The sequence below is a fragment of the Acidobacteriota bacterium genome, assembly GCA_020853395.1.
Lineage (GTDB): Bacteria > Acidobacteriota > Vicinamibacteria > Vicinamibacterales > SCN-69-37 > JADYYY01.
Map to the genome: position 1 here is coordinate 1 of JADYYY010000015.1, position 16,538 is coordinate 16,538.

General features: G+C 66.3%; 14 protein-coding genes and 1 tRNA gene. 6 read left to right on the forward strand and 9 right to left on the reverse strand.

Annotated features, from left to right (window positions below):
* Positions 1-820 precede the first annotated feature (820 nt).
* From IT184_14010 to IT184_14020, 3 genes are all read right to left on the reverse strand, one after another.
* Entirely contained in the window at positions 821-3,466 is a 2,646-nt protein-coding gene (locus tag IT184_14010; protein MCC7009917.1) for an ABC transporter permease, read from the reverse strand.
* A 7-nt stretch (positions 3,467-3,473) separates the two neighbouring features.
* Positions 3,474-3,800, reverse strand: coding sequence for a PadR family transcriptional regulator (locus IT184_14015; protein ID MCC7009918.1), 327 nt, complete (start codon positions 3,798-3,800; stop codon positions 3,474-3,476).
* A 323-nt stretch (positions 3,801-4,123) separates the two neighbouring features.
* Positions 4,124-4,531, reverse strand: coding sequence for a hypothetical protein (locus IT184_14020; protein ID MCC7009919.1), 408 nt, complete (start codon positions 4,529-4,531; stop codon positions 4,124-4,126).
* A 449-nt stretch (positions 4,532-4,980) separates the two neighbouring features.
* Here IT184_14020 and IT184_14025 point away from each other — a divergent pair, with 449 nt between their 5' ends.
* Positions 4,981-5,178 carry a hypothetical protein gene (locus IT184_14025; GenBank protein MCC7009920.1) on the forward strand — a complete coding sequence of 66 codons (198 nt, stop codon included), beginning with the start codon at positions 4,981-4,983 and terminating at the stop codon, positions 5,176-5,178.
* 512 nt (positions 5,179-5,690) lie between these two features.
* Here IT184_14025 and IT184_14030 read toward each other — a convergent pair.
* The 5 genes from IT184_14030 to IT184_14050 all read right to left on the reverse strand — a co-directional run bounded on the left by IT184_14030 (position 5,691) and on the right by IT184_14050 (position 8,958).
* Complete coding sequence (locus IT184_14030) at positions 5,691-5,963, reverse strand: helix-turn-helix domain-containing protein (GenBank protein MCC7009921.1); 273 nt, start codon at positions 5,961-5,963, stop codon at positions 5,691-5,693.
* 366 nt (positions 5,964-6,329) lie between these two features.
* Complete coding sequence (locus IT184_14035; GenBank protein MCC7009922.1) at positions 6,330-6,977, reverse strand: tyrosine-type recombinase/integrase; 648 nt, start codon at positions 6,975-6,977, stop codon at positions 6,330-6,332.
* 268 nt (positions 6,978-7,245) lie between these two features.
* Positions 7,246-8,151 (reverse strand): RNA-directed DNA polymerase, encoded by a 906-nt coding sequence (locus tag IT184_14040; GenBank protein ID MCC7009923.1) that lies wholly within the window; start codon positions 8,149-8,151, stop codon positions 7,246-7,248.
* Entirely contained in the window at positions 8,151-8,489 is a 339-nt protein-coding gene (locus IT184_14045; protein MCC7009924.1) for a helix-turn-helix transcriptional regulator, read from the reverse strand. The genes IT184_14040 and IT184_14045 overlap by 1 nt, the downstream gene beginning before the upstream one ends.
* Before the next feature lie 94 nt (positions 8,490-8,583).
* The gene (locus tag IT184_14050; GenBank protein ID MCC7009925.1) at positions 8,584-8,958 is read right to left on the reverse strand and encodes a hypothetical protein; all 375 of its coding nucleotides are present in this window, start codon (positions 8,956-8,958) and stop codon (positions 8,584-8,586) included.
* A 404-nt stretch (positions 8,959-9,362) separates the two neighbouring features.
* On the opposite strand from IT184_14050, the gene IT184_14055 reads away from it, so the two are divergent.
* The gene (locus tag IT184_14055) at positions 9,363-9,887 is read left to right on the forward strand and encodes a hypothetical protein (GenBank protein MCC7009926.1); all 525 of its coding nucleotides are present in this window, start codon (positions 9,363-9,365) and stop codon (positions 9,885-9,887) included.
* Complete coding sequence (locus tag IT184_14060; protein MCC7009927.1) at positions 9,880-10,572, forward strand: hypothetical protein; 693 nt, start codon at positions 9,880-9,882, stop codon at positions 10,570-10,572. The genes IT184_14055 and IT184_14060 overlap by 8 nt, the downstream gene beginning before the upstream one ends.
* 134 nt (positions 10,573-10,706) lie before the next feature.
* Here the strand turns inward: IT184_14060 and IT184_14065 are convergent.
* Positions 10,707-10,796, reverse strand: a tRNA-Ser gene (locus tag IT184_14065).
* Between the two features lie 125 nt (positions 10,797-10,921).
* On the opposite strand from IT184_14065, the gene IT184_14070 reads away from it, so the two are divergent.
* From IT184_14070 to IT184_14080, 3 genes are read left to right on the forward strand one after another with little or no spacing between them, the layout of a single operon-like run.
* Entirely contained in the window at positions 10,922-12,187 is a 1,266-nt protein-coding gene (locus IT184_14070; GenBank protein ID MCC7009928.1) for a TolC family protein, read from the forward strand.
* Positions 12,184-13,416: an efflux RND transporter periplasmic adaptor subunit gene (locus tag IT184_14075; protein ID MCC7009929.1), complete on the forward strand. Its 1,233-nt coding sequence runs from the start codon at positions 12,184-12,186 to the stop codon at positions 13,414-13,416. Before IT184_14070 ends, IT184_14075 begins: the two co-directional genes overlap by 4 nt.
* Positions 13,413-16,532 carry an efflux RND transporter permease subunit gene (locus IT184_14080; protein ID MCC7009930.1) on the forward strand — a complete coding sequence of 1,040 codons (3,120 nt, stop codon included), beginning with the start codon at positions 13,413-13,415 and terminating at the stop codon, positions 16,530-16,532. Before IT184_14075 ends, IT184_14080 begins: the two co-directional genes overlap by 4 nt.
* The last annotated feature ends 6 nt before the right edge of the window (positions 16,533-16,538 follow it).

Consider the following 16,538-nt stretch of genomic DNA (forward strand, 5'->3'; position numbering starts at 1 on the left):
ACCGGCGAGCCGCCGCGTAGTCGGAACCCGTGAACAAACAGAATTGAAGCGCCCTGCCACATTCCCGGACCCACCGAGGCCGCGAACGCGCATCGCCAGAGGTCATTTCTTCACCGGAAAGTAGCTATACCGAGCGGCACAGTGTGGCCACACGATCGGCGAACGCGATGCGCGGGGCCATGCTCGGGCGGCACATGGCATCGCCTCATGCGACAAGTTCCCCGCGCAGCCGCGAAGTAAATCGGACGTGGTATGCGTGCATCCGCTGCTCCATTCATCGGCCTTGCTTGTACCGATGAACGCCACTTGGACGTCGAACCTGACCAAGCACGAGACGTCAAAGGCAACGCGTTCTCCTCACGCCTCGGTAGCACCATCCAGTTTGCGGGGAGGCAGATCTGTAGCGCGCTCGAATGACGCGTCGCCGACGAGTGCGCCGCATGTCTAGACAGAAGCCGCTGCATCGCCGGCAATCTGTCGCGTACCGTCGGACGATTCGGAACGTGCCGGCTGAGCCAAACGTGTGGCGTCGAGCCGTCAACGCGTGTCGGCTGGGGTGTCAGGGACGGAATCCGCAACTGGCTCGTCACTGCGGCGTGAACCGAGTCCTCGACAACCGCAAGAATGGCCTGAACTTACCGGCAAAGTCCGCATGTAGGATGTCCGAAGATGTATACATACTTCGGACACCGCTTCTGCTCACAGGCGTCGCTGTGGCCGCTGAGCGCCGCCACGGCCGCACGGCGACCGCCTGCGGCGGCGAGGATCGGGCGCGCGACCGGTCACGCGGCGGTGCCGGCCACGGCGGAAGTGCTGAGCGCTAGTCGTCCTTGAGCGCCGCGAGCGGATCGACGCGCGTGGCGCGGAACGCTGGGATTAGACTGGCGGCCGCAGCGACAGCGGCGATGAGCGCCGCCACGCCGGCCAGCGTCGCCGGGTCATTCGGCCGGACCGCGAAGAGCAGCGTCCCCATCAGCCGCGTCAGCACGAGCGCGCCGGCGAGGCCGGCCACGAGGCCGGCACACGCCAGCTTCAGTCCGTGGCCCAGGATCGCGCGGAGCACGACGCTGCGCTCGGCCCCGAGCGCCATCCGGATCCCGATCTCGCGCCGCTGCTGGGCGACCATGTACGAGAGCACGCCGTAGGTGCCGGTGGCGGCCAGCAAGAGCGCCAGGCCGGCAAACCCTGTCAGAAACTGCATCAGCATGCGCGGACGACGGACCGAGTCGCGGAACACCTCCTCCATGTCGCGTAGCCGGATGACTGGCAGACCGGGATCAACTTCGCGCACGGCGTTCGCGATCGACGGCTGCAGCGCGGTGGCAGACATGTTGGTGCGTAGCACGACATGCATGCTCGCGTCCCCGAAGCCGCTGCCCAGTCGTCCGCCCTGAACGGCGGGGAAGATGCGAGGGATCTGGTCCAAGAGCACGTAGAGCTCGGTGCCAGCCGGCTGATCGACCCCAGCCTGCCTCACGTCCTTCGCCACGCCAACCACCGTGACCCACGGCGTCTCGTCACCGAAGCGCGGGCGCACACGCCGGCCGATCGGATCGACGCCCTTCCAGAACGTGCGCACGAATGCTTCGTTCACGATCGCCACCGGCGCGCCGATGCGGTCGGCGGCCTCGAACGCGCGACCACGCACAATCGGGATCCGCATCGCATCGAAGTAGCCATTCGTGATTGTCTGGTAATACGCGACCAGCTCCGCCCCTTCCGGCGGCGGCGTGTAGTGCTCGATGTCGGTCCCGAATCCGTTGGCTGCACGCTGTGGCGCAAGGCCGGACACGGCCGCGCCGCCCTCGATTCCTGGCATCGTGCGCAGGCGATCGAGCAAGCGATCGTACATCTGCACGCGTCCATCAAACGCCGGGTAGGTCGCCGCGGGCAACGCGATGCCGAACGTCACAAGCCTGGATCGATCGAATCCGGCATCGACGCTCATCAGATTGTGAACCGTTCGCACCATCAGACCCGCGCCCGCCACGAGGAGCACCGCGAGGGCGACTTCAGCAGCGACCAGAACACGGCGCATCGTCGGCCGAATCGCCGTTGCGCCTGAAGCCCTATCGTTCAGGAGACGTCCACCGGTGCGTCCGGAGAGATAACGCAGCGGCGCCAGGCCGAAGATCAGCGCGGTGAGGGCCGAGACGAGTAGCGTGAAGCCAAGGACCGATGCATCGATGCCGATGCCGGCGACGCGAGGCACGCTCTCCGGATAGGCGGCCGTCAGCGCGCCGATCCCGGCCCAGGCTGCTGCGAGGCCGAGCGCGCCGCCGAGTCCGAGGAGCACGAGTCCTTCGGCGACGAACTGCGCGAGCAGCCGACGCCGACCCGCACCGAGAGCGGTGCGCAGCGCGATCTCGCGACCGCGCGTTTCGGCGCGGACCACGAGCAGGTTGGCGAGATTCGCGCACGCGATCAGCAGCACCAGGCCGACGCCGGCCTGCAGTAGCCAGAAGGCACGTCGGGATGGTCCGACGACGGCGTCCAGCATGGGGGTGAGCTGCAGGACGTGCTCGCCGGGAACGAACAGATGTCCGCTGGCGTGGGTGCGTTCACCCCAACTCGTCATGAGCGAGGTCAGCTCCGACTCGGCCTGCGACAGCGTGACGTTGCCTTTCAGGCGGGCCAGCACTGACAGAAAGTGGCTCGCCCGGAATCGACGGATCGCGGGTGCGAGTTGGAGCGGGAGCCAGAGCTCGGCCCGCTTGTCCATGACGTCGAAGCCTGGCGGCATCACGCCGATCACCTCGTGCCGGATGCCATCAATGTCGACCGACTGGCCGATGATGTCGTCAGTGTCGCCGAAGGCCGAGCGCCACAAGCCGTGCGACAGGATGACGACTGCTGGACCACCGACGCGCGTCTCGTCGCGGCGAAACCACCGACCGCGTTCCGGCGCCACGGCGAGGGCCTCGAACACTTCGGCATTCACCCGTGCGTACGCCGTCCGCCGCGGGCGATCGAGTGCCGAGAGGTTCGCTTCGCCCGTCACGAACGCGCCAGCGACCGCGAAGGACTGACTTATCTCGGTCAGCTCGAAGTACTCGGCCGGCGAGAGCGAGCCTGGGTTGCCGTCTCCGGAGCCGGCGGTCACCATTTGCAGCTGTTCCGGCTGCGGGTAGCCGAGCGGCCGCAGGATCGCGGCGTTCACCACCGAGAACATCGCGGTGTTTGCCCCGATGCCGAGCGCGATCGTCAGCACCGACGTGATCGTGAACCCCGGGCTGTTGCGGAGCGTGCGACAGGCGTAACGGACGTCCTGGACGATTTCGTCCAGCCAGCGCCGCGTCCACACCGCTCGTGCGTCCTCGCGCGTCAGGGTGACGTTGCCGAACGCGCGCCGCGCGGCGTCTCGCGCCTCTTGTCCGGACATCCCGTTCGCGACGCGTTCTTCGGCCTCGAGCTCGAGGTGGCTGCGAATCTCTCGTTCGAGTTCCTCGTCTCTGTCCTTGGTCACAGCCGCCTCACACGGGCTTCAGTACGCGGGCCATTGCTCGCACCACCGCGTTCCACCGGCTCTGCTCGATCGTCAGCTGCTTGCGTCCCTTGGCCGTCAGCCTGTACATGCGCATCTCGCGCCCCCGGTCACTCGCTTCCCACTTGGAGGTGATAGACCCGCTTTTCTCCAAACGGGCCAAAGCAGGATAGAGCGACCCGTGTTCCACCTGCAGCACGTCCTCTGACGTGCGCTGGATGTGCCGGGCGATGCCGTGGCCGTGGAGCGGGCCGAACAGCAGTGTCTGCAGGATCAGCAACTCGAGGGTGCCTTGAACGACCTTTCGTTCCGCCATGATAGATAGTCTACCATATTTGGTAGATTGCCTACCATTCAGACTGTTTGACGACGGCGTGACCGGTTTGCGCTGAACGACGTGACCCCGCCGCAGGCGCTTTTGGAACGGAAGAACCAGCCGGGAGTGCATGTGCGAAATACGCACAACCGGCGCGCGTGCTCATCGGGATGGCGCAGGGAAGAACCAGGACATTGGAAGGGTTGTGAGCCGGGGGGGCCGCGGCGACTGCCCCGGCAGGGATTGTTGAAAGGAGCGCATCGGCCTCCTTTCGGCCCGGCCGCACGACGTCTGCGGCGCGGGTTCAAGAGCGTTCAGAATCGTCACGGCCGCGCCGCGGATTCGTTCCAGCGAGGCCAGCAGGGCGTCACGATCGCCGCGGTACTGGTGGATGTAGTCACGGGCTGCATCGGCAACCTGGAGACCGACGGCTTCACCGACCACGAACGCGACGGCTTGGCTTCGAGCTCACGCTGGTCGCGTGAAGTGGGACGGTTGGCGGAACGATGCCGCAGCTCATGGCCGTACTCGTGAACGAGCACGACGAACTCTTCGGCGTGGGACAGACCGCTCAGAATCTTGATGCGCCCGCCGAGTGACACACCGTGCGCACCGTCCAGATCGGCGGTAACCTCGATCGCGATTCCCTGCTTCACGATCGCGGCACACAAGGGCGAGCGTGCGGTCGCCGGGATCGCCGAAGGCGGCTGACGCTTCGGGTAGAGGCTCACCGTCCGTCTGCGCGACGTCGAACACATGCGCAGCTCTGAAGCCGGCCACGCACGTCTCGTCGTCAGTGTCGTCGCGTCGGCGGCGCGTGACGATCGGGGCAAGGATGACGATACCCTTCTCGCCTCTGCGAACGAAGCAACCGAGCGAACGCCAAGTGTGGAAGCCGGCCACGCGCGTGGCCGCAGGGCGCTGCGCCGCGATCAAGCAAACGTTGTGGAAGCTGTAGCGATGGAAGCGTGCCATCGCCTTCAAGAGCGCGGTGAGCTGGTCGCTCGGTCCCGCATCGAGCAAGGCGGCAAGTCCATCGAGGGCGTCGGTCGTGAACTGCTTGAGCGTGTCGGCGGTCCTGATGTCTCCTCCTGTGAACGGGCGGTCCGTGGTTCCTTTACGACCGGAGGAACTCGACCGCCCGTCAGGAGGACACGGGCAGGTCTCACCACGTGGCGGCATGCTGCGGCACCGGGCGTGCCAGCGGTTCTGGCTGGCGCGAAGCCTCGCGGCCGGTGATCCGCGGCGGGTGACGCCACGTCTCGACCTGCCGTTCATCGCCGACCATCAATCAGTTGTCGGATACGTGCAGGCGTTGTTCGATGTGCCGGCTATGAAGGAGCCTGGGGACGTGGAGCGGATCGACTGCGCGTATTGATTGCCGACGACGATCGCCCAGCGCGACACCTTCTCGCGGGCGTCCTGCGCTTGGTGCCAGACGTGGAGGTGATCGGTGAGGCGCGCAGCGGCGCGTGCGCGGCGGGCCCTGCGCAAGCGAGCGATCGATCCGCGTCCGAGCGATAGCGCGGCTGCGTGACACATCGCACTGCAGCGTGCGTCACGTTCTCACGCGGTGGCCGCCCGACCGAGCCTGTTGATTGCGACGCTTCGCGCCACGAGCCCGCGCAGGCACTCGGTCGAGATGGCGTGGTAGCGAGGGCCAATGTCGATGCCGATCCGCATGTGGCACGTTCCTGTATGCCCAACGCGAACCAGGTTCGCACGAGAGTTGGGACGCGCTGAACGTGCGTATATGAACGAGAGTGCGCGTCGGTGGATGGAGTGCCTAATCTGACGGGAGTAGAAGCAATGGACAAGCTGCGGAGCAGGGTCGAACCGCCGAGGCAGCGGCTACAAGTCGTGGCGCACCGGGCGGCGATGCCACGTCGCTTACGCGACCTCCATCAGCGCCCGAGGGTTCCTTGCGGCGATCAGCAAGAGCGTCCGCGCGGCTCCGGAAGGCGCCCGGCGCCCCTGCTCCCACTCCTGAAGCGTCCGCACCGACACGCCGAGCAGTTCAGCGAATCTCGACTGCGAGAGCCCGGTCTTCTTCCTCACGCTGGCGACGGACGGCACGTTGGTGATGCGCCCGTGTTCGCCTCGCTTGAGCTGACGAATCCCCGCAAGAATCTCCAGACCGATGTTCCGCGAACGCCTAGCCATCGATCTCCTCCTTGATCTTCTTTGTCGATCAGCCTCGTGAAGAGCGCCGTTTCGACGAACGTCAACATGGGATTATACGTCATTGACGGACTCCGTCAATGACGGGAACTGACGAGATGGAATTGCACGGAAGCCGGCCTCGCGCGCCGGAGAACTCCGCCGAATCTCGCGCCTGCGCCGACCCGCGAACGCTGCGGCCGGGACGGCCTTGCACCCGACTCGTCCGAGCGAGCGTGGTCGGTGTTTGGCGAGCCGCAGTGGTCCGGTCCGATGATCCCTGATCGGCGTCCGCGTCGGTGCCAACGGACTGTCCCGAGCTCTCCCACGCCCGGCGGACTTCGGCTTCCAACATCGTCTGACGCGCCTTCACCCACGGCGCGTAGTGCCCTTCGGTGACCTTGATCGAGCTGTGCCCGCGGAGCTTGGAGACATTCTCCAGCGAGACCCGTTCAGCAAGAGCGATACCGCGAACGTGTCGCGGAACCGGTGCGAGTGCGCGTTCCCGACGTTGGCGAGTTCAAACAGCGTGTCCAGATAGCGCGACCAGTTCGCGCGGGCCGTCTGCGGCTTGGCATCGCCCGTCGAAAAGTACCGTCCGTTCGTGTTCGTGTCGAGCGCGGCCAGCGCGCTGATGACGACTTCCGGCAGCGGCACGTAGACGGGCGTCCCGGTCTTTGCCGTGTAGAGAAGAAGCTTGTTGCCGTCCACACGTGCGTCGTCGAGCGCAATCGTGTCGCCGATCCGCAGATCCGACTGCCGCATCACCAGCACGAACGCGCGCACGCGGTCGCGATTGCCGGGATAGCGATCGCACGCCTCGAGGATGCGCCGCATCTCCGAGTCGGTGAACGGAAGCGTCGGCGTGGCCTTGACTTTCGGCGCCTTCACCCGGCGACCCGGGTTCTTGGTCACCCAATCGTCCTCCATGCAGAATCGAAAGAACGCGCGCAGCCGCTCGAGATTCTTCGTCGCGTAGTTCGCGCCATCGGTCCACGTTGCGCGGAACTGCCGCATCTGCTCGACGCTGAGCTGTTTCAGATACCGAAAGAAAAGGGCCCTCTAGGTACAGAACAGGTACAGCGGCCGAAACCTTACGGCTGCTGTGCGTTCTTTTAGGGATTTGGCGGAGAATGATTGGCGGAGAGGGTGGGATTCGTTCTCGTCGAACCCGCTCCTATCAATGGTTTAGGCGTGATCGGAAACGCCAGAACCGCTCAAATCCACTCGAATCCCGAGTATGAGGTACAAAACAGGTACAGCGCAAGGCGCTGGCATCGCACTGTCAGATGTTGATGCCAACGGCCGCAAGTCGTGTCGCTAGGTCTCGCGCCTCCTTCGGATGCCCCTGAGTTCGCAGGTAGTTCAGTCGACCCCGCAGCCTGTTGATCTGCTTGTCTTGGATCGGCAGGCCGTCACGCCGGCGGCACAAGACTTCGTGGACATTCGCCCGAACGTTTGCGCGCTTGGCACGCGGAAGGCGAAGGACCCGTCCACTCACAGTTCGACCGGTGACAATCTGCACGCGCTGACGGCTGGCGTTGAAAACCTTGCGACGCTTCACCGCAAAGCCGAGCGACTGTATCAACGCAACGATGGGCAGGAACGCGTGTCGCGTCCGTTGGCCGGAAAAATCGATGTTGTCCACATACCGCGTGATCTTCAGGTCCAATTCGACCGCAATGCGCTCGAGTTCGACGTCGATCGGCGAAAGGATGAGGTTGGCAAGGGCGCCGCTCGTGGGCGCGCCATGCGGAAGGTGACCGCGAGAGGTCGTTAGCCCCGTGAGCAAGTCAGCGAGACTGTCGCCAAGCCGAAGTGTGTGACGAAACACGCGAAAGACCATCGCGTTTGTCATGCTGTTGTAGCAGTCTCGGATATCTGCAGAGCCGACGTTCGCCTGATGGAGATGACGCTCAGCATTCTGGGCTGCCGAGTGACCCGGCACATCGCTGTAGACGATCGGGGAGAGCGGAATCGGCAGGAGGAGTCGCTCGCGGATGGACCGCTGGACTGCCTTCAACTCATCACACGGGTTCGAGATGTCTCGGACCTTACGGTTGATCTCGACTCTCCTGACGCTATACAGGTCCTCGGGCACCATCCCGGCGAGCAGCCGCAGCCGGTCGACCGGATGCCGAAGTTCAAAAGACAACCAGGCGTCCGAGTAGTGGTCCACCGGTGAACGCATCAGGCGGGTCTCTTCTTCCGGCTTGTTTTCAACAAAGGCAGCACCGGCTGCTCTCCGGCGGCGACCAGCACGCGCACGAGCGATCGAGCCAATTCGGCGACCTGCTCCGCGTTCTTCGGATCGTCGAGGTCGCCGGGTTCGGAAGCCAGCAACGCCAGGAGATGCGGTGGAATCCTGAGCACGCCAGAAATCTCGTCGAGCACTTCCACACTGGGCTTTCGCTGCCCGCGTTCGATGAGACTGAGGTGGCTCGCACCGATGCTCAGCTGTCTCGCCAGTTGGGCCTTCGTCAAACCGTGCGCGGTTCTGACGATCCTGATTGCTCGACCAAAATTCATCGGGCTTCCTGTGTACCAAAATGCAGTTACTAGACCAACTCTGTTCTCGCCCGTTCGCGCTCCGTCGTCTTCACTCCCTCAACAACCGTCGCAGCTATTTCCGCAACAGTTCTTCGCATACGATCTTGCTGATCTCCGCGATCAGCTCGGTGACTCGTTTGCGGGAAGCCTTCGATCGCGATCCCCCTTTCATTTCGGCTTCCAACTTGTGAAACACGCACCGAAGTTGGTTCTGCTGAACTAGCTCCGCCCCTCTCGACGAGAGCAGGCGATGAACCATCGCCAACATCTCGTCCGCACCCTGAAACAGTTTCATGGTCTTCGCGCTCCAACGGTTCCAGACAACGGAGAAGTCCGTTGCTGTCCCGTCTGGCGGGTCCGGGAAGGTTCCGTATAGCAAGAGGGTGAAGCGTTGGTCTAGCACTCCAGATTCCGCAATGAAGCGGAATCGTTTCTGCTGGCGGTTCAAGGGCCTGAGGTCAGGACGGCGATTGCTTGCGGCCTCCCGGCATTCCCGGTACTGCAAAATGCTTCCCGGCCATGATTCGGCCGAGAGACTTCGTCTCCCTCTCTCCGTTCGCAGGTTCACGGCCGGCACGATCGCCGAGCCGCGCGGCGAACAAACTCGCGTTCGCCGCCATCAAGAGGGCCCTATCGGACCCGTCCTATGAACCTTCCCCCGACATTCGTCGGGACCATGTTTTCAAAGAGCACGGTCGCTCATCCGGTTCGGATGATCGCCAGTAAGTCTAGGTGGTCCTCGACCCCGAGTCAATATGTTGTGGTGCTGAAAGTCACTAATAGTGACTTTACGATGTCTCTTGCATCGCGGACCCCAGTTGTCATTCTGCATTCTAGATTCTAGAATATGGAATGCCTCGCGCACTGCTTCCGCAGGACGTAGTGGTGCTTGCCAAGCTCGTCAGCCTGAGCGGCAGACGGCCACCCATCGCCCAGCTCGCTGGCGAGCTCTCGATGAGCTCCTCGCAGATTCATCTATCCCTCAAGAGACTCAAGCAAGCTCGCCTGATCAATGGGGATTCGCGACCCCTCCTGCAACCCGTCGAGGAGTTCCTCGTCCACGGCGTGAAGTACGCATTCCCGCCCCAACGCGGTGAAGTGACTCGCGGCATGCCGACCGCTCACGCCGCGCCGCCACTCAGTGAAGCGTTTGCGGAGAGTTCCGATCCTCCACCAGTCTGGCCATCTCCCGAAGGTCGCGTCCGCGGAAGCACCTTCGAGCCGCTTCACAAGATTGTGCCTGCCGCGGCAGCGAAGGACCCGCTGCTCTATCAACTTCTCGCATTGGTCGATGCGTTGCGAGACGGCCGCGCGCGCGAGCGACAAGCCGCGGAACGGGAGCTGACCGCTTTGCTGCGAAAGTGTCTGCGTGGTTGATCCAAATCGGGCGCTATTCGAGACCGTCTTAAATCTGCTTCGTCCGCTTCTCGAGGAACTTGTGTTCGTTGGTGGCTGTGCGACCGGCCTATTGGTCTCAGATCCGGCCGCTGGCGGGATTCGACCAACGAAAGATGTGGATGCGATCGTCGATGTCACCTCCTATACGAAATACGCGGCCCTATCCGAGCGCCTCCGGGCACTGGGCCTCGCAGAAGACTCGACAAAGGGCGCCCCTCTCTGCCGCTGGCGCTACCAGGAGCTAATCGTCGACGTGATGCCGATTGACGAAGAGATTCTTGGCTTCAGCAATCGCTGGTACCAGCAGGCGATCGCGTCCGCAGAAAGACGGTCAATCGGAGGAATGGACTTCCGGCTCGTCACGCCCGTCTATTTCGTGGCGACGAAGTTCGAGGCGTTTCACGGGCGCGGGACGGATGACCTGGCGATGAGCCACGACCTTGAAGACGTCATTACACTCGTCGACGGCCGACCAGAACTCATCGCCGAGATCGCCGCCGCCGGGCCAGCGGTCCGCGAGTACATCGCGTCCGAGGTTCGGACGCTTCTCAATTCGCAGGACTTTGTGGACGCCCTCCCTGGTTTTCTCCTGCCAGACGCCGGCAGTCAAGCGAGGCGATCGAAACTCGTCGAACGACTCCACAGCATCGCAAGTCTGGCCTGAACTAGCGGGGCGCGTCAGGACCGCGGCAAGGTTGAGCGGGTGGAAAGCCCACCCACGTGGCGGGTGTTCAGGTACAAATTAGGTACAGTGAAAAGTGGCGAGCCCGTAACTTGTGTTGGGTCAGCGGGTTGCAGTGGCGGAGAGGGTGGGATTCGAACCCACGTGCCCTTGTGAGGCAAGACGCTTTCGAGGCGCCCCCGTTATGACCACTTCGGTACCTCTCCGTTCCCGCTAGTTTATCAGCCTCCCGCCGGCGATACCGTCGCCGGCCGCCACGACGCGCGCCTGAGACCAGGATGAGAAACGGTCTTAGGTGGTTCTTACGCGCCGCTGAGTACCGTGATGCGCCATGTCGCTGCTCGCTCTCGGGCGCCACGCCGCCAGACACGCACGCCTCGCGATCCTGGCGTGGACGGCACTGGCCCTCTTCGGCGCCGGATCGGTCTCGGCCCAGACGCCCGCGTCGATCCCGCTGGGCGAGGCGCTCGCGCTGGCCGCCGAGCGCACACCGCTCGTGAGAGCGGCGCGCGCGCGCCAGCAGGCCGCCCTCGGCGCCCGCGCCGCCGTCCCCGCCCTGCCGAACCCGTTCGTCGAGCTCCGCGGCGAGAACTTCGGACCGCACTCGACGGCGCTCTTGACGCGCGACGTCTTCGCGACCGTGAGCCAGCCGCTCGAGCTCGGCGGCAAACGAGCGGCGCGCGTGGCGAGCGCGGACGCCGTGGTGGCGATGGCCGACGCCGAGCGGCGCGTGTCGGAGTGGACGCTGGCGTTCGAGGTCGCATCGTTCTACCTCGATGCGCTGCGCGCGCGCGAGCTGCTGGCGTCCCTGACGCAGCAGCGAGAGGGCCTGGCTGAGCTCGTCGCCACGCTCTCGCAACGCGTGCAGGCAGGCCTGACCGCCGAGGCCGACTGGCGAAAGCTCCAGACCGAGCACCAGCGCCTGGTGCGCCAGGTCAGCCGGACGGAGATCACCGCCCGCGCCGCCATCCTTCGCCTGTCGGCCATCGTCGGCATCGACGTGCGCCTCGACCAGCTCGTGCCGGTCCCGTTGCCGGTGACGCCGCTCCCAGCCATCGCGGATCCGGCGCGGCTGGCGAAGCGGCCGGACGTCGGCGCGGCGCGCGCGCGCGTGGCGCGTGCCGAGGCGGCTCTCGGCGTCGAGCGCGCCCGCGGGGTGCCCGACGTGACGCTCACGACGGGCTACAAGCGCACCGGAGGGCTCGACACGGCGGTGGCGGGCATCACGATGCCGATCGCCCTGTTCGATCGCAATCGCGTCGCGACGGCGCTCGCGGGCGGCGAGATCGCCGCGGCGCGTTTCGAGCTCGAGCGCGTGCAGCAGCTCGCGTACGCCGAGGCGCAGGCGTACCTCGACGCCGCCGCGCGGTTGACGATCGAGGCCGCGTCGGCACGTCAAGACCTGCTGGAGCCGGCGACGGTCGTCCGCGTCGCGGCGCGATCGTCCTACACCGAGGGCCGCGGCGACGTCCTGCAGCTCGTCGACGCGGAACGCGTGTTCGCCGAAGCGTCGCGGGAAGTCATCGAGCTGCAGCTCGACGCGCTCGCCGCCCACATCAACGCCAGGCTTTCGCTCGGGGAGTCCCCGCTGCCATGACCATGCTGACCGTCATCGTCACGCGCGTCGCCGTGCCGTTCACCTGCGTCGCCGTTCTCGCCGGCGCCACCTCGACGATCGCCTGCGGCTCGTCTCCGGCCGCCGGTTCCAGCGCACCGCCCCAATCCGCGCCCGCCACGACACGGCAAGCAAACGAGATCACGATCTCGTCCGAGGCGCAGCACTCGAGCGGGATCTCGGTCGCGGCCGCCGCGGCCGAAACGCGCACGGGCTACTTCGAAACGCCCGCGGTCCTGCAGGTGAACGAGACGCGCACCGCCCGCCTCGGATCGCTCGTCGACGGCGTCGTCACGGGCGCCGACGTCCAGGTGGGCGAGCGCGTCGAACAAGGCCAGCGCGTCGTGAGCATCCACAGCCACACGGTCCACGACGCGTGGGCGAGCTATCGGAAGGCCATGGCCGATCGCCAGCGGGCGACGGCGGAACTGACCTACGCCAGGTCTGCCGAAGCGCGCGCGTCGCGGTTGCTCGCGACCAAGGCGGTCTCGCCGCAGGAGATGGAGCGCGCCGCGACCGACCGCGCGGCGGCCGAGCAGGCGCTCGCCGTCGCGGAGAGCGAAGTGCGCCGCGCGTTGGACGAGCTGGAGCATCTCGGCATCGAGGCCGATCACGTCGACGCCGCTGAACGTCAGGATGCCGTGCCGGTGACGACGCCGCTGTCTGGCGTCGTGCTCGAACGGCTCGTGACGTCCGGCACGGCCGTCACGATGGGCGCGCCGCTCTACGTCGTCAGCGACCTGACCACGCTGTGGGCAATCGCCGACGTCGACGAGGCGCGCCTGCCGCTGCTCGGCGTTGGCCGCGCCGCCACGATCGCCGTCGCGGCGTATCCCGACCGGGCGTTTCCCGCGCGCGTGCGCGCCATCGGCGACACCGTGAATCCCGAGACCCGCCGCGTGACCGCCCGGATCGAGGTCGACAATCCGCAGGGCCTCCTGAAGCCACAGATGTTCGCGACCGTGCGGCTGTCGACCGGCGAGGAGCGCCAGGTCGTCGTCGTGCCGGCGACCGCCGTCCAGCAGCTCGATCGGCAGGCCATCGTCTTCGTCGAAACCTCACCCGGCACGTTTCGCCGCCAGCCGGTCAGCCGAGGTCCCGAGCGCGACGGCCGCGTCGAGCTGACGGGGATCGCGCCGGGGACGCGGATTGCGGTGGGCGGCACGTTTCTCCTGAAGTCGAAGCTTCTCGAATCGGAGCGGCCCGAATGACCCAGCACGGGCTGATCGAGCGGGTCGTGGCCGCGGCGCTCCGGCAGCGCCTCTTCGTGCTGTTCTGCCTCGCCGCGCTCATCGGCACCGGGATCGTCGCGTACCAGCAGTTGCCGGTCGAGGCGTTCCCCGATCTGACGAACAACCAGGTCGTCGTCGTGACCGAGGCGCCGGCCCTCGCGGCGCCGGAGGTGGAGCAGCGCATCACCTATCCGATCGAGATCGCGATGATGGGCGCGCCGAACACGGAGCAGGTGCGGTCCATCTCGAAGTTCGGGCTCTCGATCGTCACCGTCGTGTTCGACGATGCGGTGCCGATCTACTTCGCGCGGCAGCTCGTCACCGAGCGCCTCGCGGACGCGCGCGGCCGGCTGCCCGACGGCGTCGATCCCGTGCTGGGCCCGGTCGCCACCGCGTTCGGCGAGATCTACCAGTACCTGATCGAGGGCGGTGAGGCCGATCCCATGGAGATCAAGACGCTCCACGACTGGGACATCCGGACGCGCCTGCGCTCGGTGCGCGGCGTCAGCGAGGTCAACTCCTGGGGCGGCCTCACCCGTCAGTATCAGATCGTCGTCGACCCGGCGCGGCTCGAGAAGCACCGCCTGTCGCTGCGCGACGTGTACGCCGCGGTCGCGGCGAACAACACCTCCTTCAGCGGTGGCTACATCGAGCACAGCTCCGAGCGGTACACGGTCCGCGGCGTCGGCCTCGTCGCGAGCGAACACGATCTCAGCCGGATCGTCCTCGAGGCGTCCGGCGGCTCGCCGATCACGGTCGCGGACGTCGCCAGCGTCGTGATCGCGCCCATGCCGCGGCAGGGCGCCGTGACGCGCGACGGCCGCGGAGAGTCCGTGGCCGGCATGGTCATCATGCTCAAGGGCGAGAACGGCCGCGATGTGGCCGCGCGCGTCAAGGCGCGCATGGCCGAGGTGGAGCAGCAGTTGCCGGACGGCCTGACGGTCGTGCCCTTCTACGACCAGAGCGAGGTCATCACGCGCACGTCGTCGACCGTGCGCAAGAACCTGATCGAGGGCTGCCTGCTCGTCACGGTCGTGCTCTTCCTTTTCCTCCGCGACGTGCGGGCGGCGCTCGTCGTCGCCGCCGTGATTCCGCTCGCCATGCTCACGGGCTTCATCGGCATGCGGATCTTCGGCGTGTCGGCCAACCTGATGTCGCTCGGCGCGGTCGACTTCGGGCTCATCGTGGACGGCGCGGTCGTCATGATGGAGAACTTCGTGCGGCGCCGGCCGGACATGGCCGCCGTCCTCGCGGCCGGCGATCCGGGCGCCCACCACGAGCACGATCGCGGCCGGCTCTTCACCGGCCCGGCCATCGAGGTCGCGCGGCCGATCCTGTTCGGCGTCCTGATCATCATCGCGGTCTACATCCCCGTGTTCACCCTCGAAGGGCTCGAGGGCAAGATGTTCCGGCCGATGGCGATCACCATCTGCTCGGCGCTCTTCGGCGCGCTGCTCCTGTCGCTCACGGCCGTGCCCGTCGTCTCGTCGTATCTCGTCGCCCTGGACAGCGGCCATCACGAGGGCGCGTGGTTCGAGCGCCTGAAGGCCCGCTACCTCCGCCACCTCGAGGACGCGATGGACCATCGCTGGCGGACGATTGCGGTGGCGCTGGCCGTCGTCTCGATCGCCGTCGGATCCGTGCCGTTCCTCGGCACGGAGTTCATGCCTCGCCTGGACGAGGGATCGATCCTCATCGAGAGCCGCAAGTACCCGTCGGTGTCGCTCGCCGACTCGGTCGAGATCTCGACGCGCGTGGAGCAGAAGCTCCGCACGCTGCCCGAAGTGCGCCAGATCGTGACCAAGCTCGGGCGTCCGGACCTGGCGACCGAGGCGATGGGCATCTACCAGGGCGACATCTACGTGCAGCTCCATCCGGCCGAGGCCTGGACGACCGGCCGGGAGACCAAGGAGGAGCTGATCGAGGCGATGGCGCAGGCGCTGACGGACTTCCCGGGCATGACGTTCAACTTCACGCAGCCGATGGCCATGCGGCTCGACGAGGTCGTCAGCGGCGTCAAGGCGGACGTGGCCGTGAAAGTGTTCGGCCCCGACCCTGGCGAGCTCCAGCGGATCGGCGACGAGATCCGGCAGGTGCTCGGCGCCATCCGGGGATCGGCGGACGTGCAGATGGAGATCCTGAGCGGCGCGGCGCAGGTGCAGATCGATATCGATCGGAACGCGATCGCGCGCTACGGCCTGAACGTCGAGGACGTCCAGCACGTGGTGGAGACCGGCGTCGGCGGCATGGCGGTGACGGAGGTGCTCGACGGCGCGCGCCGCTTCGACGTCGTGCTGCGCTTCCCGGCGGACGTGCGGACCAATCTCGACGCGCTGAGACGGCTGCCGCTGGCGGCGCACGGCGGCGAGCGGATTCCGCTCGAACGCGTGGCCAGGCTCAGCGAGATGAGCGCGCCGGAGGCGATCAACCACGAGAACGGCGAGCGCCGAATCGTCGTGCAGACCAACGTGCGCGGGCGCGACGTCGGGAGCTTCGTCGGCGAGGCCTCCGAACGGATCGCCGCCACGGTGACGCTGCCGAGCGGCTACTACCTGACGTGGGGAGGCCAGTTCGAGAATCAGCAGCGGGCCATGGCTCGGCTCACGCTGGTGATTCCGCTCTCGATCGCGATCATCTTCCTCCTGCTCTTCGTCACGTTCCAGCGGCTGCGGCAGGCGACGCTCGTGCTGCTCAACGTGCCCTTCGCGATGATCGGCGGCATCGCCGCGCTCTGGATTGGCGGCTTGACGCTGAACCTCTCCGCCGCCGTCGGGTTCATCGCGCTCTTCGGCGTCGCCGTGCTCAACGGCGTCGTGCTGGTGTCGGCGATCAACCGCCTGCGCAGCCACGGCGAGCCGATCCGGACCGCGGTGCTGACCGGCGCCTCGACCCGCCTCAAGCCGGTGCTCATGACGGCCCTCGTCGAGGTCATCGGGCTGTCGCCCATCGTGCTGTCGCAAGGATCCGGCGCCGAGGTGCAGCGTCCGTTCGCCTCGGTGATCAGCGGCGGCATCGTGTCGGCCACGCTGCTGACGCTCGTCGTGCTGCCGACGCTGTACGAGATGATTGAGAAGCGCGTCGCCGAGCGGCACTGAACCCCG

What these genes read in the sequence shown, in the direction of transcription:
- IT184_14040 (MCC7009923.1), bottom strand. Translation starts at nt 8,151, where the DNA reads ATGCGTTCACCGGTGGACCACTACTCGGACGCCTGGTTGTCTTTTGAA.
- IT184_14080 (MCC7009930.1), top strand. Translation starts at nt 13,413, where the DNA reads ATGACCCAGCACGGGCTGATCGAGCGGGTCGTGGCCGCGGCGCTCCGG.
- IT184_14055 (MCC7009926.1), top strand. Translation starts at nt 9,363, where the DNA reads ATGCCTCGCGCACTGCTTCCGCAGGACGTAGTGGTGCTTGCCAAGCTC.
- IT184_14035 (MCC7009922.1), bottom strand. Translation starts at nt 6,977, where the DNA reads ATGCGGCAGTTCCGCGCAACGTGGACCGATGGCGCGAACTACGCGACG.
- IT184_14025 (MCC7009920.1), top strand. Translation starts at nt 4,981, where the DNA reads ATGCTGCGGCACCGGGCGTGCCAGCGGTTCTGGCTGGCGCGAAGCCTC.
- IT184_14045 (MCC7009924.1), bottom strand. Translation starts at nt 8,489, where the DNA reads ATGAATTTTGGTCGAGCAATCAGGATCGTCAGAACCGCGCACGGTTTG.
- IT184_14015 (MCC7009918.1), bottom strand. Translation starts at nt 3,800, where the DNA reads ATGGCGGAACGAAAGGTCGTTCAAGGCACCCTCGAGTTGCTGATCCTG.
- IT184_14070 (MCC7009928.1), top strand. Translation starts at nt 10,922, where the DNA reads ATGTCGCTGCTCGCTCTCGGGCGCCACGCCGCCAGACACGCACGCCTC.
- IT184_14030 (MCC7009921.1), bottom strand. Translation starts at nt 5,963, where the DNA reads ATGGCTAGGCGTTCGCGGAACATCGGTCTGGAGATTCTTGCGGGGATT.
- IT184_14075 (MCC7009929.1), top strand. Translation starts at nt 12,184, where the DNA reads ATGACCATGCTGACCGTCATCGTCACGCGCGTCGCCGTGCCGTTCACC.